A 24,859-nucleotide genomic window follows, 5' to 3' on the forward strand; every position below is an offset into this window, starting at 1 on the left:
ACTGCATTACTTTTGGAATGGCACTTTAATGCCGGTACCATGACGATCAATGAACTCTTACAATACCGGATCTGTAACCAACAGCTTCATGCGCAGGCATTGCAGCATCCGGAAAGCCTGGTTGCGTATATGGGTGCCATGCAGGCACAGGACTACGCCATGGCCAAATGGGGAATCGGTCTTCGATCCCCGGATCTCAACGGGCAGCAGGTAGAGGATGCCGTCAATAAAGGGAATATTATCCGCCTGCATATCTTAAGACCTACCTGGCATTTTGTGACCACTGAAAATGCGCGCTGGATGATGGAGCTATCCGCTTCCTCTATACAAAAAGCGGCACGGTACACCGATCAGCAAACGGGGCTTACAACGACGCTTTATCTGAAAGCCCGCCGCATACTGGAAAAGATACTGGAAGCAGGCGACCTTACCAGGGAAGAGATCATGGAAGCGCTGGCAGAACGAGGTGTAAAAGCCGGTAACCTGCTTGCCGCACAGTTATTGATAAGGGCAGAAACCGAAATGCTGATCTGCAGCGGCAAACGGAGAGACCGCCGGTTTACGTATACGCTTTTTGATAAGCGGGTGGCACCGGCTGCTCCTGTGAAGCGGGAAGAAGCCCTGGCCCGGCTGGCTACATGCTATTTTAAAACCCGGGGGCCCGCCACGCTAAAAGATTTTGCCTGGTGGGCCGGGTTAACCACCACCGACGCGGCCCGGGGGTGGAACGCTATTCAAAAAGAAATGATGCCGGTGGTTGCCGGTGGCACCACCTACTGGATGTATGAACAGGAGCTGCCGGTAAAACGGGGATTGGCCCACTCGTTTTTGTTACCGCCTTATGACGAGCTGACGGTGAGTTATTCGGAAAGCCGTGCCCTGCTTTTTAATGGAGACGGAGCTTCAGTAGGGAATGGTATCTTCCGGCCTGTGCTGATGGAAAAACAAAAGATCACAGGCATCTGGAAACGTACGGAAAAAAAGAACGGGATCGAATTAGGGTTCAGCTTCCTGCCGCAACATTCCGGGAAGCCCTCCCGGGCGCTGCTAAGCGCTGTTCAACGCTATGAGCAGTATACAGGGAAGCCGGTAATCCTGATGTAGCCTGCAAACAGCGCCGGTCTATCAGCCCGGATCAGCGAAACAGCGCAAAGGGGCCGGGAAAAAATACCCATAAAAAAAGCACGCCTGTTACAACGTGCTTTCCATTGGTCATTTATAAACCGGATCAGTTCAGTTTCCTCTTCAGGTTTTCGTCGATCGCCTCCAGGAACTCCTCGGTATACAGGTAATGCTCACCGTGGTTCACTTTGGAGCCGTGGATACAAACCGCCAGGTCCTTGGTCATTTTACCCTGTTCTACAGTTTCAATACAAACAGCTTCCAGGTTGTTGGCAAAGTCGATCAGCTCCTGGTTGCCATCCAGCTTGCCGCGGAACGCAAGTCCTCTTGTCCAGGCAAAAATGCTGGCAATAGGATTGGTACTGGTGGGTTTGCCCTGCTGGTGATCGCGGTAGTGACGGGTTACCGTACCGTGCGCAGCCTCCGCTTCCAGTGTTTTGCCATCAGGGGTTACCAGTACGGAGGTCATCAGTCCCAGGGAGCCAAAGCCCTGTGCCACGGTATCGCTCTGTACATCACCATCGTAGTTCTTACAGGCCCATACAAAGTTACCATTCCATTTCAAAGCGCTGGCCACCATATCATCGATCAGGCGATGCTCGTAAGTGATACCAGCCTTATCAAACTCCGCTTTGAACTCATTTTCATAGATCTCCTGGAAGATATCTTTAAAGCGGCCATCGTATTTTTTCAGGATCGTATTTTTTGTAGAAAGGTATAAAGGCCATTTCTTGCTCAATGCCATGTTGAAGCAGCTTCTTGCAAAACCCTTAATGCTTTCGTCGGTATTGTACATGCTCATGGCCACACCATCGCCTTTGAAATTGTAGACTTCAAAAGTTTGCGGTTCACCGCCGTCCTCCGGTGTAAAGGTCATGGTCAGCTTGCCCTTTCCTTTGATCACGGTATCAGTAGCGCGGTACTGATCACCAAATGCATGACGGCCTACAATAATAGGAGCCGTCCAGTTAGTAACCAGGCGGGGGATATTGCTGATCACAATGGGCTCCCTAAATACCGTTCCATCCAGGATATTACGGATGGTACCGTTCGGGCTTTTCCACATTTGTTTCAGGTTAAATTCTTTAACACGCGCCTCATCCGGTGTAATAGTAGCACATTTGATACCCACGCCATGTTCCTTGATCGCATTTGCAGCATCAATAGTAACCTGGTCATCTGTAGCATCCCGGTGCTCCACGCCCAGGTCGTAATATTTAATGTCCACATCTATATAGGGAAGAATCAATTTGTCTTTAATAAATTTCCAAATAATTCTTGTCATCTCATCTCCATCCAGTTCAACAACCGGGTTGGCTACTTTAATTTTCTGGGCCATGATCTTATTTTGATTTAATAATAAAAGTGACGGTCGCAAATCTAATGATTTAATAGAATATTTTTCAACAGAATTAGCGCTACATTTGCGTATGAATGCGACCCTAACCGATATTGATGACTTTATAACCTTTTTGAGACAGTTTGTACCACTTTCTCCCGATGAAGTGAAGCAGATCATGCTCCCTGCAATACAGATAAGAAGCTTTAATAAAAGGGATATTGTGACCCGCGCAGGGGAGGTTGAGGGATATATGAACTTTATCAAAAAAGGCACTTTGCGGAAGTACTATGTACAGGATAAGGATGAGATCATTGTACAGATATCCATCGATGGCCACCTGATTTCCAGCCAGGAATCCTTTTACACCCGTACTCCCTCCGAGTATTTTATCGATGCTGTAGAGCCCACAACGGTGCTGAGCATGCAGTATGACGCCCTGGAGCATGTATTTGCATCAAGCCATAACCTGGAGCGCCTGGGCCGGTTGGTTACAGAGCATACAATGGTATTAAAGGATAAATGGCAGTTCAGCCTGATCCGGCAGACGCCACGGGAGCGCTTCCTTAATTTTGTAGACAAATACCCCGAAATATTGCAGCGGGTACCTCAAAAGTACCTGGCATCCTATTTAAATATCAAACCCGAAACTTTTAGCCGCTTCAAGCATCTTACCCGGCAAAAACACTAGTAACCCGCCAGGTATAAAAAAATGATAAAATAACAGCAACTTCAGAGGTGTAAAAAGTTACATATTTTATTTTATATATAAGTTTGTATCTGATTGAATAACAATAATTATTTTTATTTTATAGTTATTTTTAATGAATATAAATAAGCCCTTTCATATGATCAAAATTTTAATTTTGTGTATTAATTGTGAACAGTTGTTAGGGTTTTTGCTTGGATTTTAGGTTAAAATACATTACCTTTGCATCTTTCTTGCGTTTCTGGTTGGCAACCAGTTCGTGTAATTCAGTAGAGCAGCCTATAGGCTTGTTCAAAAAAAGTTCACAGCTCTTCACTAGAGTTGCGTTCAAACTTCCACTGAAACAAATTCCTTGGAAGCATTGTTTAACTTAAACCTGTTACATGAAGAGAGTTATAATCTTTGTAACCGCAATGGCCATTTCTTTGGCCGGCTTCTCCCAGAGCGGAGATGGAACCAATGCAAAAGCATCATTTTACAGTAAAAGTTTTAATGGACGTAAGACCGCAACCGGGGAAACTTACTGGGATCACCTTTTAACCGCCGCTTCTAATATTTATAAGCTGGGCACCCGTTTACTGGTGGTTAACAAACACACCGGCAAAAAAGTAGAGGTGGTTGTAAACGACCGGATGGCCCCTCATATGAAGGGCCGGGTAGATCTGAGCAGGTCTGCGTTCCAGAAAATAGCTTCCGTTAACTCGGGTGTGGTTCCTGTAAAAGTCTATGTTTTAGATGGGAAGGAACCAGATAACGATGATAAAACACTGTAAGGGTTGAAATTTTTTTATAACAGCGACCGCTCTCTTTTGGGAGCGGTTTTGTTTTGCCCTGACCCTTTCCCAAAACCGGGCATCACCGGGGATGGTACCCGATCTTCCTGAATACCCAATCCATTTCAGGATCCTTTTTTTCGAGGTAGTCGGATAACCGGTACCGGATCTCCACATCCGGCATTACACCCCGGCCTTTCACGGACGGGGAGCCAGGTACCATAACCGGCAACAATCCCTGTCTGAATTTCAGTTTCGTATGTTCCAGTATGGCTGTATAATAAAATACTGCTGTGCAACCCTGGCTGCCGCCACCCGTTTCGCTCCCCACCAGCGTTACATTCTTTAGCTCCCGCAGTCTTGCAGGCAGCATACTGGCCGCGGAAAAGCTGGCACCATTGATCAATACAAAGATCTTACCGGTAAACCGGAAGCTGTCGGCCGGCATCACTGGTTTGTCCAGATCGGTATACGTACGCCGCAAGTCTGCATCCTGTTTCAATAGGCTGTCCATCACCGATCCTGGTTTTGGTGCTCCGATCCGGAACAGGTAACGGGGAGTATCGATGAGAAAACGGTATAAATTTTTTAAATGCTCCAGGTTGCCCCCGGGATTATTGCGCAGGTCAATGATCAGTGTGCCCACCTTTTGCCGGGCGGCGGTTCTAAAGACGGATTTGTAAAAAGCCTCCCCGTTTTGTTTTACGAAGCGTCCTACTGTAAGCACCATCGGCGCCCCGGGTTCGTTGATCGCCCAGCCATCATCAAAGTTTTTGGAAGGATCTTCGTTTTCCGGGGCCACATCGGCCTCGGGTCTTTGCGTAATTAAATGGGTTTGGGTTTTGCCATCCTGGCGGATCAGGTAGCGTACTGTATCGCCATAATCAAAGGCCATCCGGGCGGCATTACAGAACTGCCCGTTATTGAACAGCTGGTATTTGAACGTGGTGTTGTATCCATCAGAGCTTATATAGGTGCTTAGCAGTTTCCGGATGATCGCAGCCGCCGGCAAACCATCAATGGATAAGATCTCCGCACCGGGCCTGATGGTAGTGTCCCGCGAATAATTTTTATACAGGAAAAGCCGGTTATCGATGATCTTTAAGCGCAACTGCATCACAGGCCGGATATAATCTTCATTATAAGGCGCCACATCTGCCGCTTCCAGCGCATCAAGAAAAGAGATATCCTGTGTCAGCTCTATATGCCCGTCGCCGATCTGGCTCAATACCGTCATAAGGCGGGAACGGAACTGCTGGCTCGTAAGCGGGGCTTTAAGGCTGGACCTTAAGCTGTCGAATTTTTGTTCCAGCTCTTTCTTTGAGATATACGTATAAAGATCCGGGTGATTTTGTTGCAATACCCGGTATACCGTATCCACATCCGCTCTTAAATCGGCCGGTGCATGTTTTTGTGCCAGCAATTGATAAAGGATCTGCTGTTGCTCCTTCCGGGCCGGGTGCTGCGCGCAAAGGATCGCATTCCAAAGTAAGAGCAGTATTACAGCAATGTATTTTGTCATTTTCTCCGGATAAATGCAGCTTTTGATGAAACAGGATCGGACAGTGCCCTAAATATACCAATCTCTTCGGGATCTTCCGGCCAGGCTCCTGTTAAAACAAGGCTAAACGTTCCCGGAATTTTTCTACTTTTACTGATCCGGAAATTTATATTACAGCAATTATGGAAATACCAGGAGCATATATTCTGCCAGACACGACCATCAGCACGCTGTCTGCGTATGACATTTTAAAACATACGCAGGCCGCGGGCTTTATGGAAGCGGGGGCCTCCCGGGATATTTACCCGCTGGTGCTGGACCTGAACAAAGGAGTATTTACCCGGAAAGTTTCTGCAATCGGTTTCCCTGAGGTGACCGTTACCCAAACAACCACCTCCTTTATTACATCCTGCTCCTGTCATAACAGCTCCGGAGGATTATGCGCACACCAGGCTGTGGTCATTCATTGTATCCTGGAACAAAAAAACTACCGCGTATTCTTTGATGCAGCCTTACGCCGCCAGGTTTTGTTGCCCACGGCAAAAAGATATGGTTTAGAAGGCGAACCGGACCTGGATATCTATTTCCGGTTACTATTCCTGGACGGGAAACTTCATACAGAGCCCCGGATGCGGGAGCTCATTCCGGTGGATGAGCAGGCATTTGAAAAAGGCCTGCTGCCGCAGCGGGTATCTGTTGTAAAAGAGCTGGCAACACAGGAGCAACGCAAAAGTCCCATACTGGTATTGGGCAAACATCGCTACTCCAACCAGCTGAATGTGCTGCTTATGGAGGCCGGCCGGACGCAGGCCGGGAAGATTAAAAACCCCGTTGATACCCTTGACCCGCTGCAGTGTATCTGGAAAGCGGAGCAACCTGCTGAAATTAAATTTTATACAGCGATCACCACTTTTCAGAATAAATACGCGGAACTCAGCAGCGCTACGGAGCTGGAGGCACTGAAACAGATCGCCCGGAACCCAATGAAGCTGGATATATATCATCATGACCGTAACATTTCGGAAACGATCACGGCAAAATCCCTGCAACCCATTGAGCTGAGGATCCTCAACCCCGAAATACAGCTTACGGTCTTCCGGAAGGAGCCATTTTATGAGATCTCCGGCGAACTGCTGCTGCCTGATGCGGCACTGCCTTTTAAAGATGCGGTTATCAGGAATGAATATTTTTTATATTACCGGAATGCCTGGCACCTGATCGCAGACCCGGACCTGCATCGCGTGATCCGTTTTTTCAACGCCCATCATGCATTGATGCTCATTCACGCTTCAAAATATGAAGCATTTCATCAATCCGTACTTGCGCCCCTCGGGCACCGGGTGCATATCAATTACAATTACCTTCATACAGCAACACCGGCGCAGCTGGCAGAAAAATCCTTTGATACCGGGCGGATCATCTATCTTCAGCAGGAAGGCAATTTTATTTCCATTACGCCGGTAATGAAATACGGGGAAGTAGAAGTTCCGGTATATTCCCGCAAACAGCTGTTGGATACGGATCAAAACGGAAACACTTTCAGGATCGAGCGCGATCATGAGGCTGAAGTGCGCCTGACTGCAATAGTAATGGGGCAACATCCGGATTTTGCAACACAAATAGAAGCACATGAGTATTTCTATCTGCATAAAGACCAGTTTTTAGATGCGCAATGGTTTCTGAAAGCGTTTGAAGTATGGCGTAATGAGGGCATCACCCTATTGGGGTTTGATGAGCTGAAGAAAAATAAACTGAACCCGTACCGCGCAAAAATAAGCATTGAGGTAAACAGTGGTACCGACTGGTTTAACGCCCGTTTAACGGTATCTTTCGGAGGGCAGCAATCTTCGTTAAAGCAGTTACACAGCGCCATCCGCAACAAAAGAAGATTTGTACAGCTGGATGATGGCACCATGGGGATCCTGCCCGATGAATGGATCGGCAGGATGATCCGGTATTTTGAAGCGGCTGATATAGATGGAGAACTGCTGAAAATTCCCAAAACGAACTTTTCCGGCATACCGGATCTGTTTGAACAGGAGATGCTGAACGCAGCCGTACAAACGGAAGTGGATGCATATGCCCGGTGCTTTTCAGGAGCGATGCCGTTGCCGGATATGCCCGTGCCCGCCGGGTTAAATGCAGAACTGAGAGCCTATCAGCGGGAAGGATTGAACTGGCTCTGTCTTTTGGATCAATTCAATTTTGGCGGATGCCTTGCCGATGACATGGGCCTGGGAAAGACCCTGCAGATCATTGCCTTTATCCTGTTGCAGCGGGAAAAATACGGACAGAGGACCAACCTGGTTGTTGTGCCTACATCATTACTGTTCAACTGGCAGGATGAGCTGCAGAAGTTTGCTCCTTCTCTAAAGGTATTGCTGCACTACGGATCGGAAAGACAGAAAGGCATAGAGGCCCTGCAGCATTACGAAGTAGTGCTGACCAGCTATGGAATACTGGTTTCGGATATCCGGTTCCTGAAAACCTTCCGGTTTAACTATATCTTCCTGGATGAATCGCAGGTTATCAAAAATCCTGATTCGGAGCGGTATAAGGCCGCCCGGCTCCTGCAATCAAGGAATAAGATCATCTTGACGGGCACACCTGTTGAGAACAACACATTCGATCTGTACGGGCAGCTGTCATTTGCCTGCCCGGGATTGCTGGGCAGCAAACAGCATTTTAAAGATATCTATGCCATCCCCATTGATAAATTTGAATACAGCAAACGTGCTTCAGAATTACAGCAAAAGATCCGGCCCTTTATTTTACGCAGGACGAAGAAACAGGTGGCAACACAGTTACCGGAGAAAACGGAAATGGTGATCTATTGCGAAATGAATGCAGAACAGCGCAAAGTGTACGATCATTATGAACGGGAGCTGCGTGAATTTATCTCGGCAACCGATAGTGAAACCATTCAGAAGAACAGCATGCACGTACTGACCGGCCTGACGAAACTCCGGCAGATATGCAATGCTCCGGTGCTGCTGAAGGAGGGACATTCCGGAGACCGGGCGGTCAAAATCGAAGTATTGACAGCGCAGATCGAAAGCAAATATAAAGAGCATAAGATATTGGTATTTTCCCAATTTGTAGGGATGCTGGACCTTATTAAAACGGAATTAGAACAGCGGGGCATTCCATTCGAATATCTTACGGGGCAAACAAAAGACAGGGGAGAGAAGGTTCAGCATTTTCAGACAAATGAAAACCTGCGGGTGTTTCTGATCAGCTTAAAAGCGGGCGGCGTTGGATTAAATCTTACAGCCGCCGATTATGTTTACCTCGTAGACCCCTGGTGGAACCCGGCAGCCGAAAACCAGGCTATCGACAGAAGTCACCGTATTGGTCAGACGAGAAACGTCATTGCGGTTCGCCTGATATGCTCCAATACCATTGAAGAAAAAATAGTGCGTCTGCAGGAAAAGAAAAAAAGGCTGGCGCAGGATTTGATCAAAACAGAAGCTTCCTTTTTCAAAAGGATGTCAAAGACGGAGCTGTTGGAAATTTTGTAGCAGGCATGTAGGCCGTGCTGAAAGATTGCTTTTGTAGCAATACTGTATCTTTATTTGAATTAGGTTTTTCATTTTCCAAATTTTCTGGGGAAATAGGACAATGTAAGCATAAAATACTGTTGCAACACGTTAGAAATTTGCCTGCTCATCGTGTTATTGTTGGCAATGGTTGAAACTCCTTTATTTTGACGGAAAATATCCAATGCAGAAAGTTTAACTTCTAAATTATTGCCTTTCATGGCTCTGCAGGTTGCACTTGCATTCCACATAATAAAATTTATATTTCCCGATCCGGTGGCAGTGGTGCTGGTATAATTGGCATCGGTACTAATGGTAAGCTTTTTCCCGCATCTTATAGCAGTGCTGAGAGTGCTATTTGACACAGTATTCCTGAATTGATTTTCATTCCCCGAATTATTTTGCCGTGCAAAAAAAGAAGAAAAATGCTGAGACATCATAATGCGCAACCGGTCTTTGAAACTGTAATCCATATTTAACCGGTTATTAAATGACTGGCCGTAGGAAAGATACCTGGTGCCATTAATATAAATAGGATTCCTGCTGAAATTTGCATCCGAACTCAGCGTTAGCATTAGCTGGTTTTCATTTTTAAATTTGAATGCCTTGTATAGCCTTCCATTAAAATAATAACTGTTATTTCCGTTGACATTCACCATGTAATTTTTTTGCACCCCATCTGCCGTATAAAAACTGCTGTCACTAAAAGCATTATTTGTAGCAGCGAGGCCACTATTAAATGAAACAACAAGGATATTATCTCGTTTAAGACTGTTGTAGTTTACGGAAAGCTCCATTTTTTTCTGGTGGGCAGGCTGAAGGCGGCTGTTTCCCAAATGAATGGAAAGCATATTGGCGCTGTCAATTAAGGGAGCAAGCTCATGAATGCCCGGGTAAATTGCCGATGTTGCAAAATTGAGCGAAGTCCGAAAATCAAAAACAGAGAACCGCATGTACCGATACTCAATTGCGGCATAGGGAAGTACCTTGTTGTATGTACGGTTTATATTTTGAAAACTTTTTTGAGAAGTATTGGAGAAACCGAAAGTTTGCAATTTTGGCTCCAGTTTGATGGAAATTGTTCTTTGAAACCGGTCAAAAAGGCTCCGATAAAAAGACTTGTTCAATAAGATCGAATACTGATTATTGAATGTGGTGATACGGGCTTTATTGATAAGGGATATATTGGCGATATCTGTGCCGTCTTCTCCTATATCTGTAACCATATTGTTCTCTCCCGAACTATTTACCGAAAAATCATTCGTAAGCGCAATCTCCATAAATCGGATATGAAGCCATCGTTCCAGGTTACTATATTTCAAGGTAAGTCCCTGGTTCCAGTAGTGGTTTCGTGTATTGTATTTTCTATGAAACCTCCGGTTCTGAAGGGTATCAGCATAAAAAACAAACCGGTTTTCAGTTACCCTGTTTGTTATATTTTCCCCGATGTTGAAAAAATAGGCAGCATCCAGGTTATTCCACTGTAGTTGATCGTATCGCGCATAGTCCAGCTCTCCGTTTTGCTTTGAAGATGTGTTTATTTTAATGCCAAGATTATCCGCCTTATTGTTGGCTTTCTGGGCGCCGGAAGTGGCATTTACCGGTCTATGTACACCGTCGCCTGCCTGCTCGTATGATGCGCCCTGCTGATAGGCTGCAATGGTGTTCTGTTTCGTAAAAAAAGAGGGGTTTATCGTTAATTGCCTATTTTTATTTTGAAAACTATAAATAGCTGAAAAATCATTTGAATTGTTCTCTGTCTCATTCGTGTTTTCCATATCCTGCAATAGATTTCCACCTTCGTTTCTATAGGTAGTACTTTGCGTTGTGCGTTCAAGCAGCGAACGGTTATTGGAAAAAAAATAGTTGCCTTCCAATCGGTTCTGATCCGTTGAAGTGGCCGGAATAAAATCATGCAGCAAAGAAATGCCGGCCATTGCCGGTCTGGAACTGCCCGGGTAACGTAAATTAGGCGTATAGTCAATATTGGCGCCCACTCCTTTAAAGGTTGCATTTTTCAGGAGCGTGCCTACATCGCCAGCCACTTTATTGGTATTATTGATTGCGGCTGCCGTGGCTATTTGCGTTTTTGGGGAGAACAGGTTATAACTGATATCGGCCTCATATCTTTTTAAAGTACCATATCCCGCTCCTAATTTTCCAAAACGGCCAATATCTTTTCCCTTCTTTAATTTTACGTTCATCTCCAATGAAGAGTCCCTGTCGGACCCGTCATTGGAGGCGGTATTATAAACCTGTATTTTGTCAACAATATTTTTTGGAAGGTTTTGGGTGGCAATTTGGGCATCACTGCCAAAAAAAGGTTTTCCATTTACTAATACGCTATTTATGGTTTTTCCATAAACCATTATTTTTCCATCAGCCCACACGGTTACGCCCGGCAATTTTCGCATTAAATCTTCTACCACAGCATTTGTATCTAATTTAAAAGCATCCGCATTAAATTCCAGGGTGTCGCCATTCATTGTTGCCGGTGGAACCGTCTTTACAATCACTTCTTTTAACTCGCCTGCAGCGCTTTCTATATTTAAGGTGCCTAAGTTTATCCCCGTTTTCCCCGGTGCTATTGAAAAGGCCATTACAGCTGGTGTATAGCCTGTGTAAGTAGCCACCAGGTAAAGCGGTGTGGCAACCGGTATTTTCGAAAAGGAAAACTCTCCAAATTTATTGGTAAGACTAAAACTTACAATACTCGAGTCCCTGGATTTATACAGCGCTACTGTTGCTGAAATCATGGAATAATTATGACTGGAATCCCTCAATTTCCCTGCTACACTGCCGAAGTACACGGGATCTTTCTCCTGTGATATGGCTGAATAATGATCAAGAATCAGCATCATAAATAACAGGAAGAAAAACCTGCCCATTAAACGCTGCTTTAGTTTTTTTGAATGGCGCATTAGTTTATAACCCCTGTTTCAGCTTCAGTTGAATGATAACAGGATTACTATTGGGGGGGCGATGCTGAAAATAATCCTCCAGTTCGGGCTTAAATACGGCCTTCTTTTCACGGCGTACTACCTCACTCTCGCTGACAAACCTGTTTGATGAAATGGTAGAATAGATATAGGTATCATCAGCGGCTACTATTTCATTATCGATGGGTAAAAATGAATTGAGGGTATCCGGCTCTGCCCGGTAAAGGGAAACAAGCGACCCTGTTTTTAGATTATACACCAGCCCCCAATTGGCTCTGTCATATTTAAGATTTCTGATGCTGAAAATTAAATAATCATTCATTTTGTAAAAATGTGCAAGATCATAGATCATAAGGTCATTTTTTTTAAGAAAGTCTACCCTGCTTTCCCTGTTTTTGGGTACGTCTTCATCCTTCCATTTTATAGTATCCGTAAAAAAACCGGGTGGAAAACTATAGGCCATGGGGAAAATAAATTTGAAGGTTTCTTTTATCCCCCCGGTATCAACAGCATATAGGGTATAATTATCTCTTTTATAATATAACACATTCCCGTTGGCGCTGGTAAACTGTGTGGGGCCGACATAAACGCGGCCGCCTGCAAGCCGCAAATGATTATCCGGTCCATAGGGGAGGTATTTTTTATAAAGAACCGTATCTGATTTCAAAAAAAACAGGGTACAGGAATCCCTCCAGCTTTGCAGGGCCGCTTCTTTTGCATTATAAGGGATATCCATAAAAAACATAAACCGGTGGTTTCCGATACAGGCAAACTGACTATGAAAGTTGGTGTTTTTATAGCTTTGTACAGATTTTATATAAGTGCCATCCGGTTTAAAATAGTGTAAGAAACAGTCAGCGCCATTTTTATTAAAAGCATAGGTTTCTATTACCAGCTCATCGGTTCCATAATCATAAGTGATGTTTATATAAAAAGAGCTTTTTGCCGACTTTTTTAAATTTCCGAATTGATTGATCCTGCACAGGAACTTTCCATTTTTTTTAAACACAAAAACAGCCGACGCAAGCTCATCCAGTATAAAAAAATGCTCCTTTGTAACCACAAGCTGGTCAATTTTATTAATAAGGCTCTGCCTGGTGGTTTCCAACGGTATATAATTGATTGCGTCAAACAACTGCGACGCAGTGCCTCCCGTTGCAGCTTCGGGATCAATACGCAGTTCCTGTTGAGGAAATATACTATTGTTTTGTGCCTGTAACGCCGCAGTTCCAATAGCAAAACAAAACATCAGGCAATGTGACTTTTTCATATTAGAAATTAAATAAGTTAAAGAGCAGCGGGTAATTATCGATGGTTTCCTTTTAAATCCGATTTTATATATTCCAGGTAAAATTCCGTATCATCAGAAGTCCCTTAAACGGGATAAATAGTTTTATTACCTGTAGTTGATGGGTAGGCATAAATAGACAGTAGTTTGATGATGCCCCTGGAATTTTCATAATAGGCAAACTTTACGTTTTTGAACTGCTTTGCATCGCTAATATAAAATATAAATCATATAAAAAAAAATCCCCGCTCATTAAAGAGCAGGGATCCCTTATAGCGTTTTAACGGATCTTATACGTTTCTGCCGATACAATTCAGGTCAGTGAATGCTTCTTCCAAACGTTTTACAAATGAATCCTGGCCTTTGCGCAACCATACGCGGGGGTCATAATATTTTTTGTTAGGTTTTTCTTCGCCTTCAGGGTTGCCCAGCTGTCCCTGCAGGTAGGCTTCGTTCTTTTTGTAATAGTCGAACACGCCTTCTGCAAAAGCCCACTGCATATCAGTATCCAGGTTCATTTTGATGGCGCCATAGCCAATGGCTTCTGTGATCTTGGCTTTTTCGGAACCGCTACCGCCATGGAATACAAAGTATACCGGTTTGTCGGAAGCTGTACCAAATTTCTGCTGAATGAATTTCTGGCTGTTATCCAGGATAGTAGGGGTCAGTACTACGTTACCTGGTTTGTAAACACCATGCACATTGCCAAATGCAGCAGCAACGGTAAACAGGTTACCTACTTTGCTTAAAGCCTCATAGGCCTGTGCTACGTCTTCGGGTTGTGTATATAACTTAGAATTATCAACGTCTGTATTGTCAACGCCATCTTCTTCACCACCGGTAACACCCAGCTCAATTTCAATACTCATTCCCAGGGGGGCCATGCGTTTGAAATATTCAACAGAGGTTTCAATATTTTCGTTGATCGGCTCTTCGCTCAGATCCAGCATGTGCGAGCTGTAAAGAGGCTGGCCTTTTTCTTTATGAAACTGCTCACCTGCATCGATCAGTGCGCTGATCCAGGGTAACCATTTTTTTGCAGCATGGTCGGTATGCAATACCACGGGAACACCATAGTACTTTGCCACGTTGTGCACATGCATCGCACCGCTGATGGCGCCGGAAATATTGGCCTGCAATTGATCGTTCGGCATGCCTTTACCGGCAAAGAACTGTGCCCCGCCGTTGCTGAACTGGATCATTACAGGGGAGTTTACTTTTGCTGCGGTTTCTAAAACAGCATTTACACTGTCGGTGCCCACTACGTTTACCGCAGGTAATGCAAACTTATTGTCTTTTGCGTCGTTGTAGAGGTCTTCCAGCTCTTTGCCAAATAAAACCCCGGCTCTGTATTTACTCATTCATTAAAATTTTAAAAACAACTGTATTTTTTGCTTTTCGAGGCGCTAAGTTAACTATTCCTGAGAAATTATCTGCTATTTCAAAGAATATATTGAAGTTACTGCAATAGAATTTATGATCTATTTGCCGGTATTCCGGGAAACCGGCTGGAACACCGGCTTTTTGAGCGATCTTGTTTTTTCCTGGATCAGTTTCAGGTTTTCGCGGAGCATGTATTTCAGGTGCAGCTTTAAGATCTGCCCCATGGAATTACAGCGGTTGAACGCAGCTGTATGCGAATGCTGGTTTAACTGCTCTGCCAGCTGCTTTTGCTTTGCCAGGGGGGAGATGGTATCCCGCGACATGATGTTCAGCAGCTCCATCAGCCGGAAACGGCCGGCAGCCACCCGGAAGGCCATCGCGGAACGCTCTTCTGCCTTGTATTGCTCGATAGACTCCTGGTTCAGATGGGTAAGTACGGTTTGTACAAACCGGTTATTTTCTTTGAAGAACTGGGGCATGTACAGGCTTTTGCGTCCTTCGTAGCTTTGCTGGTCAAAGTCGATGGCCCTGATGCGGTACTGGTAGCCCTCAATATCCGGTGTGCTTACGATCACAAAATTGTAGCTTCGCATATCGCCCAGCAGGCGTACAAAACAACGTTCGTTAAATTTTACAAACTCCTTTGCAAAACGGGTCTTATTCGTTTCCGGCAGGTCTAAATACTGGTTAAGGAATACATCTCCCGGAAGACCGGGGATATGTTCCTCCACTAACGTACCCCCGTCTGTATAAAATGTGATCCGGTTAGGAGAAAGGATATGCTCCATTTCCAGCCCGTAAATACGGGAGGCATCCGTGATCTTCATGTAATAATGGTCAAAATTAGCATTGAACTTATTGATGATGCGGATCCGGAAGGGCAGGGAGTTCCCGAAATTACAGTAGTCGATACGGGCCACATCCAGCTGATCGGCAAAACTCATATCGCCTTCTGTTTTCAGGATGGCATAGATCTTTACCAGCCCCTCCTTTAGAAAGTCCCAGTCGCGCTTATCATAAATAGCCTTTTCCCAGTGGGTATAGTTGCCATCGCGGTCCTTGATAGGGATCGACCAGGTAAAATTAAGCAGGTCGCGGTGTGAAACCGGCAACTTTACTTCACGTCCCTGGTGCTTCAGGTATGCAGAAAGCTCCGGGTTTACCGGGTACAATAGCTTCTTGCGCGATGGTTTGTCGTTCAGCTCGTCGATAAGCGATGTGTCCATAGGGCAATTTAAGGAATTTGACAATTTGAAAATGAAAAACCCGGATCAGGCATAAAACATTAAGCCGAAACCTGAAACAGATACAGAAGTTTTCAGCGATCGGCTGATGACACTGGGGGTCCTGCATCAAACGGATCTGACCTCAGGCCGGTCTACTTCTGCATTTTACATTTCTCAGGGGATCCTGAACCGCATACCGGCATACACCATCCGCCCCGTTACCGGTCCCCATATCAGAGAACCATCGAAATAGGGGCTGAACGGGGTTTGCGCATCAATGATCCGGTATTCCTGTACATAATTGGTCAGGTTTTCGCCTCCCAGGTATACTTCCCATTGTTTGCTGAACTGCTTGCTAACCTGTGCTGCTACCTGGAAAAACGAAGGCGACCAGGTATCCATCTGTTTACCGGCGGGATTGGTTGCCGTATTCGGAATCCGTTTCCGGCTGAGCCATTGTGTGGTATAATCAAACTTCCATTTATTATGGGTTTCATAGGCCAGGTTTACAAAAGCCCGGTGTTTGGCCGTGAAGGGTTTATCCAGCAATCCCTGCCTGTATTGCGTTTGCACTTCCAGCCAGCGGTAAGCCATACGGAGCTCCAGCTTGCGCAGCAGCTCATAGTTAAGCTCTGCCTGCACACTGCTGGATACGGATTTGCCGTTTAAATTATAGAACTGGATGGCCTGGGGGCTGGCATCCACATCGGCCACGGTTTGATTGCGGAAGCGGGTCTGGTAGGCATCCAGGGCGATGGATCCTTTGCGATTGCCCAGGTTGAAATGGTGTATAAAATTAAGACCATAGTTCCAGGCTTTTTCCGGGTCCAGTCCATAGCCATAAGAGGAGCCGGGATCCAGGATCTCATATTGCCGGGCACTGACAAACACTCCCACATTTTCAGCAAAAATATTACTGATGCGGAACCCGGATCCGCCGGATAACCGCAGGTTGGTTTTGGAATCGAAGTCATACTTCAGGTGCAGCCGGGGCGTGGTTATAAACCCGAACTGGTTGTGATGGTCCAACCGCAGCCCTGCAATGGCAGTAAACTTGTCCGAAGCAGTATAGGTATACTCAAAAAAAGCGCCCGGTACCATTTCGTTCCTTTTAAAAATACGCTGGTTAAAGGTCTCATTATAGTTTTCGTTGGAGAAACTGAGGCCCGTGCGGAATTTATGATCCGTAGTGCCGATGATGGATTGATAAATAAAATTGCCATAAAGGGTCTTTTGTTTGCCATCGTAGGACGTTAACCCGTAATAGGCATTATTGGAATATTGACCGGCCGATAAGATCAGCCCCAGACTTTTATATTTATGCTGCGGAAAGACGTACCCCAGTTTACCGGTAAATCCGTATTGCTGCGCATCGATCCCCACTCCGTAATGGCTGGTGGTAAGCCGGTCGCGGTTCCGGTCAAAGTCCATTTGTCCTGCATAACGCCGGTCATTCAGCGCCTTCAGCGCCAGCTGAACGATCCATCCGTTATTATCCATATACTTCCACCGGTTGATGATATTCCATTGCGATCCGGTGGGAAGATCTTTGAACCCATCCATATTGTGATCAATCTTCTTATTGCTGTAATTACCATGAGTGAGTAAAGCGGTACTCCATTTATCGTTCAGCTTTTGAGCCGTATTGATATTGGCCTCCAGGCGCCCCATGGTATTCACATAGGTGTTGACCAGCAGCTGTTCTGCATTATCCGGTTTCTTTTCCTCTACATTGATCTGACCGGCAATGCTTTCATAACCGTTTACCACTGAGCCGGTTCCTTTGGTCAGTTGTATACCTTCGATCCAGGGACCGGGAATATAAGTAAGCCCGTAATGCGCCGTAAGGCCCCTGATCTCCGGGGCGTTTTCGGTAAGCAACTGGGTATAATTGCCCGATAATCCCAGCAGCTGGATCTGTTTTACACCCGTAACGGCATCACTATAACTGACATCTACGGAAGGGCTGGTTTCAAAACTTTCCGAAAGATTGCAGCAGGCCGCTTTTGTTAGCTCTTTTGCGCCCATGTTCAGCGTGTTGAGGATGCTCATAGTAGATACAAACGTGGAGGGATTCCTGGAACTTACGATCACTTCTTTAAGATCACCGGTTGATGAGTTCTTTAAAATAATAGTGAGCATGTCCGGCGTTTTTACGCTGATCGTATCTGACCGGAAACCTACATAGCTGATAGCGATATGGGTGGGCAGATCCGTTTCCAGGCGGAATACCCCGGTACTATCCGTTACAAAATACTGGTTGGAATGCAGGCTTTTTACCGTGGCATCGGAAATGGGATTGAGCTTTCCCCTGGAGGTTTCTTCCAGCACCACACCGGTGATGACCTGCTTTTCCTTTGTAGCAGCAGTGTCGGCAGCACGATGATAATGGCAGCAGGCCGGCAGCGCCTGGTAAACCGCATCGGCGGCTTTGAAACGTTCATTATCATGACCGGCTTCTGCAATCGCTTTCAGGAGCTTTTCATCCGTTACTTTTGTAGAATCATAGCTTATGGTAAGCAGCTGGCTAATCGCATCCCATGTAGCGGTACGGGCTTTATGATCGAGCGCTGCTGCCTCAATTCGTTCTTTGCACATTTCGCAGGCTCCCAGCACTTTAAGAGTTGTTGTCTTTATATTTTTTTGAGCAAGGGCTGGCTTTATAAACAATAAGAATAGGAAAAAAATAAGATATTTCTGGTTCATGCATTTTGTTTTTAGAAAAAGTGGATACAGTAATTACAGGAAGGATCAGGCTCCTGCCTGGGGATAGCAAAAACTGCTTTTTCTAAATTCTGAAAACGCTGAAAAGGATGGAACGCTCCCTGGGGCGCTGTTCCGGGGGATCAGCAGGTGGCAATGCCAGGACCGACATCACAGTTGACGCCGGTTGATTGCCGAACAGGGCAGGAGGGGTAATAAAAATACCCCCGGGCTGTGTCAGTGCCAAAACGGGGGACCCGCTTGTTTTTTGATCTGTGGAGACCGATGTACCGACTGTTTTATTTTCACAGCAGTTTTTTCCTTTTTGTACCGGGCAGTCCTTTGTTTCGGGAATATGAGACGTTAAGGAAACCGATTTTAATTTGCCGCAGCAATAGAAAAAATTCAGACTGACCCCGAAGGAAGCCAGACTGTAAAAAACCAGCAGGAGCAATATGGTCAGTTTCCGCAACAATGATACAACTGTTTATGATAACACCTGTTAAACAATGAAGGTCTGAAAAAGTTCAAAGATAGGTTCCCTCCGGGGAATTTAAGATTACCAATAAGAAATATTAAATGTAAAATTAAAAAGCTTCTGTTACCGTCCTGTAATCTTCGCTACCGAAACAAAACCGCCCTAATATCCTACATGCGCTTTAGCTGCTCATGTATGGCCATCACCTGCCCGATCAGGGATACGGTTTCGCCGTTATCAATTACAAAATGACAGCGGCGCATTTTTTCAGCATCATCCATTTGCTGTTGCATCCGCTCCCGTACCTGGGCTTCAGTGATGTGGCTGCGATCCATCGTGCGCCGGATACGCAATGCTTCGGGGGCTGTAACACCGATCATATAATCCATATACTGATCACTTCCGCTTTCAAAAAAAATAGCGGCCTCTTTTATGGCATAGGGACCAGTTTGCCGGGCAAACCATTCCTGGCTGTCGCGGATGGTAACGGGGTGTACAATGGCATTAAGCCGCCCGAGCTGTTCCGGGTTGCCAAATACTTTGGAGGCCAGCAGTGGGCGGTCCAGTTGGCCCGTCTTATAGGTATCCGCCCCAAATAACCCGGTAAGTTGTTCCCGTATCTCCGTGCTGGTGTTCATCAGCCTTTTTGCAGCAGCATCTGCGTCATATACCGGGATGCCCAGGGTATGGAATATGGATGCTACCAGCGTTTTGCCGCTCCCGATCCCGCCCGTAATACCTACTTTAAGCATGAAGTTCGTTTTTCTAATTTGCCGCAGAGCCACAGAAACACTGAATTTTTGATCCCTGTTTTCCGGCATTCACAGTAACGGATGATCAGGAACAAAGGTTTGTGGTATTGCTTTCAACAAAAGTCCCTTGCTGTTCGCCCCCTCATTCGTCTCAATCTACAGGTCCAAAGCCTTCTGTGTCTCTGTGCCTCTGCGGCAGAAAAATAAAAAACACGGCAAATATACTTCTTTGCCGTGTTCCTGTTTTTGAATTATGTGACCCGCGGATTGCTAATTGCTGTTTGCTATTTGGCCGGGGGAGTGGTCCCCTTATTCAGCTGGGTGGTCCAGTCCATGCTGATCGCAGATTTTTCGATCTTGATATAGTTGCCCGGGCTCACTTCAATGCTCAGGGTTCCGTCTTCATTTACCTGGCTGATCTTACCGTGGATGCCGGCAATGGTTACTATTTTATCGCCTTTTTGAAGATCTTCGATAAATTTTTTCTGGTTTTTGGCTCTTTTTGCCTGCGGGCGGATGAAAAACAGCCAGAACACGATGATCATTCCAAACATAAAGATCATCGTTGTCATTGATCCAAACGGGCCGGGCGACGCCTGCGCCTGTAATAATACATTTGTCATTTCTATTTACGCTTTGATTAGTTAACTACTTCTACTTTAAAATTTAAAACGGTTTCTGTAAACGGTTTGGTATTGGCATGTACCGTCATATTTTTGTTGTGGGAACCCTCAGCCTGGCCTGCGCTGTTGAATTTGGCCACTACTTTTCCTTCCTCGCCCGGCAAAATGGGCTTCTCAGGCTTTTCACCCACCGTACATCCGCAACCGGGGCTTACGGAAGCGATCACCAGGGGCTTATCGCCGGTATTCTTGATCGTGAAGGGGATCTCAACAACCTGTCCTTTCTTTACCTTACCCACATCTTTAAAGGTAGAATCGACCCATACAGCTGTTGTAAAATTTGCGGAGTCAGCCAGCGCCTTTTCCTTTTGTGCTGTTGCTACGCTGTCTCCAGAAGCTTCACCGGCTTTCCCGGAAGTACTCTTACAAGCGATAAGTGTTGCCGCTGCAACAAAAATGAGTAAACCCTTTTTCATCAGTTTAATTTTTTAAGTTTCTAATGGTCTTCCCGAATGTCCGGGCGAACTCCGCAAAAGAATGATACTCCATCAAGAAAGAGCCTTTCTGCTTCGTTTCCTTTGTATTATTTTTTTGGAAATGCAAACTTAGTTCAAAATGAGCACGGAGCCATCACATTTTTTGTTCAGGCCTTTTTATAGTCTGTTTTCTTTAAACGGCCTTCCTGTACCAGCTCTTTATGAATATTATCAAGAATCCCGTTTACAAAATGTCCGCTTTGGGCAGTACTGTACTCTTTGGCAAGATCAATGTATTCATTGATGGTAACTTTGGGCGGAATGGTTTCAAAATAAAGGAACTCGGCAACCCCCATTTTCATGATCACCATATCCAGCAGGGCGATCCGCTCGGGGTCCCAGTTCTTTAGTTTGGGAGTAATGAACTCCAGCAGATAGTCGTTCTTATCAAGAACCGTTGCCAGGAGCTGCTGCGCAAAACGGGCCTTATCCGTACTTACAATTTCCTGGAATTTTGCCGATCCGGGCTTGTGCAGGTAAGCCTGGAGCAACTGCACCACCATTTCACCGTCATCACTCCAGTTGGAAAAGAGCTCTTCAATATGACTGATAAAGTCTTCGTTTCCGAGCATATAGTCATTCAGGATAAATTCAAAGATCTTCCGGTCCTCCTGTTTGCTCTGCTGATTTATAGATATATAATGATGATATTCAGATGTTTTTGTGAGTTGGTTATAAATTTTCTTTACCAGCTCTTCATCTATCATATTTTCAGGCTTATCCTTTTTCAGCTGTTCTTCCAGTTGCTTATCTTCGAGGATCTGCCAAAGCAGGCCACTACCTGCCAGTTTGGTATTTACATTCAGATCGTGTGCAGAAGGAATATATTTGCTGGCCCGTTTATGTGCGTCTTTTTCTGCATACCGCGCGATCTGCGTTATAAAGTAAATCAGGTATACAAACAGGCTGCGGGTTTGGTTAAAATGCTGATCTAAAATTTTGGAAGGACTGGGTACTTTACTGTTCTGTTCGGTTTCTGTGCTGCACGCGTAGAGGGTTTGCATCACTTTAACCCGGATATTTCTTCTGCTAATCATTGATTGAATGAACTCTTTTTGCGGCTGCGAAGATAGTTGATTTATACCTTATTGAAGAAAAAACCGGTGTAAAATGCAATTTTGGCAGGAATAGGGAAGAAGTCGCTCGTTTTACCCCCCGGAATGTCCTTTAAACTGAAAAAATTTCATTTACCTGAGGGATGGCATACTATTTATGCTACATTAGCAGCCCAAAATTTTCATTTTGGCACTTTAAATTAAATTTTTAAAAAACAATACGATTATGGCTAAAAAGACAACTGTTACCCCTCTGCATGACCGGGTAATTGTAAAACCAGCAGCAGCAGAAGAAAAAACAGCAGGTGGTATCATTATTCCGGATACTGCCAAAGAAAAACCCCAGCGTGGTACTGTAGTGGCCGCGGGTCCTGGTAAAAAAGACGAGCCCGTTACAGTAAAACCCGGCGACACCGTATTATATGGTAAATATGCCGGTACCGAGATCCAGATCGGTGGCGAAGATCTTTTAATTATGAGAGAAAGCGATATCCTGGCGATTGTATAATCTCCTGTAACGATTTTAAAAAATGACGAGTAGTAACCGGAACGTACAAGTGTGCGACGCAAGATTGCTGACAGTAATTCAACAGCCGGGTACAAAAATCTGAAATCTAAATACAAAAATCTAAAGTCTATAAAAAAATGGCAAAACAACTTTTCTTCAATATTGAAGCAAGAAATAAAATGAAAAAAGGCGTTGACTCTCTGGCCAACGCTGTAAAAGTTACATTAGGACCTAAAGGCCGCAATGTAGTGATCGAGAAAAAATTTGGTGCTCCTGCTATTACCAAAGATGGTGTTACCGTAGCAAAAGAAATTGAGCTGGAAGATGTGGTAGAGAACATGGGTGCCCAGATGGTAAAAGAAGTAGCTTCCAAAACAGCGGATATTGCCGGTGACGGTACTACTACCGCTACTGTTTTAGCACAGGCGATCATTGGCGAAGGCCTGCGTATGGTTGCTGCCGGCGCTAACCCGATGGACCTGAAGCGTGGTATCGACAAAGCTGTTTCCCTGGTTGTGGAAAGTCTGAAAGCACAAAGCCAGACTGTAGGCAGCGACAGCAAAAAGATCAAGCAGGTGGCTACTATTTCTGCCAATAACGACGAGCAGATCGGTGAGCTGATCGCGCAGGCATTTGGCAAAGTAGGTAAAGAAGGAGTGATCACTGTAGAAGAAGCAAAAGGTACCGATACTACTGTAGATGTAGTAGAAGGGATGCAGTTTGACCGCGGATACATTTCTCCCTACTTCGTTACCAACAGCGAAAAAATGGAGGCTGAATTACAAAACCCTTATGTACTGATCTATGATAAAAAGATCAGCACCATGAAAGATATCCTGGGTATCCTGGAAAAAGTGGCGCAAAGCGGTCGTCCGCTGGTGATCATTGCAGAAGACCTGGAAGGTGAAGCGCTGGCTACCCTGGTGGTAAACAAACTGCGTGGTACGCTGAAAGTGGCTGCTGTTAAGGCGCCGGGCTTTGGCGACAGAAGAAAAGAAATGCTGACCGATATCGCGATCTTAACCGGCGGTACTGTTATCTCTGAAGACCTGGGTCATAAGCTGGAAGGCGCAGACCTGGCTTCTCTGGGACAGGCTTCTTCTATCACCATCGACAAAGACAACACGATTGTAGTAGGTGGTAAAGGCAAAAAAGCGGAGATCGTTGGCCGCGTAAACCAGATCAAAGCTCAGATCGAGAATACCACTTCCGATTACGATCGTGAAAAATTACAGGAGCGCCTGGCTAAATTAAGCGGAGGTGTTGCAGTATTGTATGTTGGTGCTGCTACTGAAGTGGAAATGAAGGAAAAGAAAGACCGTGTGGATGATGCATTACATGCAACAAGAGCTGCGGTTGAAGAAGGTATCGTACCAGGTGGTGGCGTAGCTTATATCCGTGCTATCGAAAGCCTGAATGTAAAAGTGAAAGGCCAGATCGAAGACGAAGCAACCGGTATGGCGATCGTAAAACGCGCGCTGGAAGCTCCGGTACGCACCCTGACTGACAACGCGGGTATCGACGGTTCTATCGTTGTTCAGAAGATCAAAGATGGTAAAGCTGATTTCGGTTTCAACGCAAGAACTGAGAATTACGAGAACCTGTTCAAAGCGGGTGTAATTGATCCTACAAAAGTAAGCCGTGTTGCATTGGAAAATGCTGCTTCTATTGCAGGTATGTTACTGACTACCGAGTGCGTGGTTGCAGACAAACCCGAACCCAAAGCAGCAGCTCCTGCAATGCCAGGTGGTCCTGATATGGGTGGCATGGGTTATTAATAGCCATCAGCTATCAGTCATTAGCTATCAGCAGGAAATACTCCTGTTTAAAGATAAAAAATGCTCATCGCAAGATGGGCATTTTTTTTGGGCCTGAGGCAGTGGTGTAGCGCCCGCCAGTGTTCCGGCTATTCGCTATACTCCAGTGTCCCACAGATATCCACAGACTGTTTTAATCTTTCTGTGTAAGTCCGCGAAATCCGTGAGCAACCCCAGCGGGTCCACAAGCAGGAAGGTCTCTTACAGATGCCTCAGATATTCACAGAACGTTTTAATATATCCGTGTAAATCCGCGAAATCCGTGAGCAAAACCCAGAGGTCCACAAGCAGGAAGGTCTCTCACAGATGCCTCAGATATCCACAGACTGTTTTAATCTTTCTGTGTAAGTCTGCGAAATCCGTGAGCAAAACCCGGCGGGTCCACAAGCAGGATGCTCTCTCACAGATGCCACAGATGTTCACAGACTCTTTTAATCTTTCTGTGCAAATCCGCGAAATCCGTGAGCAAACCCAGCGGGTCCACAAGCAGGAAGGTCTCTTACAGATACCTCAGATATCCACAGACTCTTTTAATCTTTCTGTGTAAATCCGCGAAATCCGTGAGCAA

At 45.4% G+C, this 24,859-nt stretch carries 17 protein-coding genes; 6 read left to right on the top strand and 11 right to left on the bottom strand.

All coding sequences use genetic code 11. From position 1 onward, the window contains the following. Nucleotides 1-39: 39 nt before the first annotated feature. Nucleotides 40-1,104 (top strand): winged helix DNA-binding domain-containing protein, encoded by a 1,065-nt coding sequence (locus tag BLS44_RS17950; protein ID WP_090391611.1) that lies wholly within the window; start codon nucleotides 40-42, stop codon nucleotides 1,102-1,104. 124 nt (nucleotides 1,105-1,228) lie between these two features. On the opposite strand, the gene BLS44_RS17955 is transcribed toward BLS44_RS17950, so the two are convergent. After that, the gene (locus BLS44_RS17955) at nucleotides 1,229-2,461 is read right to left on the bottom strand and encodes an NADP-dependent isocitrate dehydrogenase (protein ID WP_090391612.1); all 1,233 of its coding nucleotides are present in this window, start codon (nucleotides 2,459-2,461) and stop codon (nucleotides 1,229-1,231) included. A gap of 91 nt (nucleotides 2,462-2,552) precedes the next feature. Here BLS44_RS17955 and BLS44_RS17960 point away from each other — a divergent pair, with 91 nt between their 5' ends. Together BLS44_RS17960 and BLS44_RS17965 are read left to right on the top strand one after the other, a co-directional pair. Then, a complete protein-coding gene (locus BLS44_RS17960) occupies nucleotides 2,553-3,152 on the top strand; it encodes a Crp/Fnr family transcriptional regulator (protein WP_090391613.1) in 600 nt (199 codons plus the stop codon). Between the two features lie 401 nt (nucleotides 3,153-3,553). After that, entirely contained in the window at nucleotides 3,554-3,943 is a 390-nt protein-coding gene (locus BLS44_RS17965) for a septal ring lytic transglycosylase RlpA family protein (RefSeq protein ID WP_090391614.1), read from the top strand. Between the two features lie 82 nt (nucleotides 3,944-4,025). Here the strand turns inward: BLS44_RS17965 and BLS44_RS17970 are convergent, their stop codons facing one another. Then, a complete protein-coding gene (locus BLS44_RS17970) occupies nucleotides 4,026-5,465 on the bottom strand; it encodes a S41 family peptidase (protein WP_090391615.1) in 1,440 nt (479 codons plus the stop codon). A 161-nt stretch (nucleotides 5,466-5,626) separates the two neighbouring features. Here BLS44_RS17970 and BLS44_RS17975 point away from each other — a divergent pair, with 161 nt between their 5' ends. Then, nucleotides 5,627-8,965 (top strand): DEAD/DEAH box helicase, encoded by a 3,339-nt coding sequence (locus tag BLS44_RS17975; RefSeq protein ID WP_090391616.1) that lies wholly within the window; start codon nucleotides 5,627-5,629, stop codon nucleotides 8,963-8,965. Nucleotides 8,966-9,033: 68 nt separating this feature from the next. On the opposite strand, the gene BLS44_RS17980 is transcribed toward BLS44_RS17975, so the two are convergent. The 9 genes from BLS44_RS17980 to nusB form a co-directional block, all read right to left on the bottom strand. Beyond that, nucleotides 9,034-11,871, bottom strand: coding sequence for an outer membrane beta-barrel protein (locus BLS44_RS17980; protein WP_176954465.1), 2,838 nt, complete (start codon nucleotides 11,869-11,871; stop codon nucleotides 9,034-9,036). A 37-nt stretch (nucleotides 11,872-11,908) separates the two neighbouring features. Next, entirely contained in the window at nucleotides 11,909-13,192 is a 1,284-nt protein-coding gene (locus BLS44_RS17985; protein WP_090391618.1) for a 6-bladed beta-propeller, read from the bottom strand. A 308-nt stretch (nucleotides 13,193-13,500) separates the two neighbouring features. Further along, entirely contained in the window at nucleotides 13,501-14,571 is a 1,071-nt protein-coding gene (gene fbaA / locus BLS44_RS17990; RefSeq protein ID WP_090391619.1) for a class II fructose-bisphosphate aldolase, read from the bottom strand. Between the two features lie 120 nt (nucleotides 14,572-14,691). Then, entirely contained in the window at nucleotides 14,692-15,819 is a 1,128-nt protein-coding gene (locus BLS44_RS17995; protein ID WP_090391620.1) for a hypothetical protein, read from the bottom strand. Nucleotides 15,820-15,993: 174 nt separating this feature from the next. Next, nucleotides 15,994-18,525 (bottom strand): TonB-dependent receptor domain-containing protein, encoded by a 2,532-nt coding sequence (locus BLS44_RS18000; RefSeq protein ID WP_090391621.1) that lies wholly within the window; start codon nucleotides 18,523-18,525, stop codon nucleotides 15,994-15,996. Nucleotides 18,526-19,170: 645 nt separating this feature from the next. Then, complete coding sequence (gene coaE / locus BLS44_RS18010) at nucleotides 19,171-19,752, bottom strand: dephospho-CoA kinase (RefSeq protein WP_090391715.1); 582 nt, start codon at nucleotides 19,750-19,752, stop codon at nucleotides 19,171-19,173. A 284-nt stretch (nucleotides 19,753-20,036) separates the two neighbouring features. Continuing rightward, nucleotides 20,037-20,375 carry a preprotein translocase subunit YajC gene (gene yajC, locus BLS44_RS18015; RefSeq protein ID WP_090391623.1) on the bottom strand — a complete coding sequence of 113 codons (339 nt, stop codon included), beginning with the start codon at nucleotides 20,373-20,375 and terminating at the stop codon, nucleotides 20,037-20,039. Between the two features lie 17 nt (nucleotides 20,376-20,392). Further along, a complete protein-coding gene (locus tag BLS44_RS18020; RefSeq protein WP_090391624.1) occupies nucleotides 20,393-20,851 on the bottom strand; it encodes a DUF1573 domain-containing protein in 459 nt (152 codons plus the stop codon). 167 nt (nucleotides 20,852-21,018) lie between these two features. Continuing rightward, on the bottom strand, nucleotides 21,019-21,948 hold the full coding sequence (nusB, locus tag BLS44_RS18025) for a transcription antitermination factor NusB (protein ID WP_090391625.1): 930 nt from the start codon (nucleotides 21,946-21,948) through the stop codon (nucleotides 21,019-21,021). A gap of 244 nt (nucleotides 21,949-22,192) precedes the next feature. Here nusB and BLS44_RS18030 point away from each other — a divergent pair, with 244 nt between their 5' ends. Both BLS44_RS18030 and groL read left to right on the top strand, forming a co-directional pair. Beyond that, nucleotides 22,193-22,474, top strand: a complete 282-nt coding sequence (locus BLS44_RS18030; RefSeq protein WP_018628109.1) for a co-chaperone GroES — start codon at nucleotides 22,193-22,195, stop codon at nucleotides 22,472-22,474. Between the two features lie 137 nt (nucleotides 22,475-22,611). After that, nucleotides 22,612-24,252, top strand: a complete 1,641-nt coding sequence (gene groL / locus BLS44_RS18035; protein ID WP_090391626.1) for a chaperonin GroEL — start codon at nucleotides 22,612-22,614, stop codon at nucleotides 24,250-24,252. Nucleotides 24,253-24,859 lie beyond the last annotated feature (607 nt).

This window comes from Niabella drilacis (assembly GCF_900101395.1).
Taxonomy (GTDB): domain Bacteria; phylum Bacteroidota; class Bacteroidia; order Chitinophagales; family Chitinophagaceae; genus Niabella; species Niabella drilacis.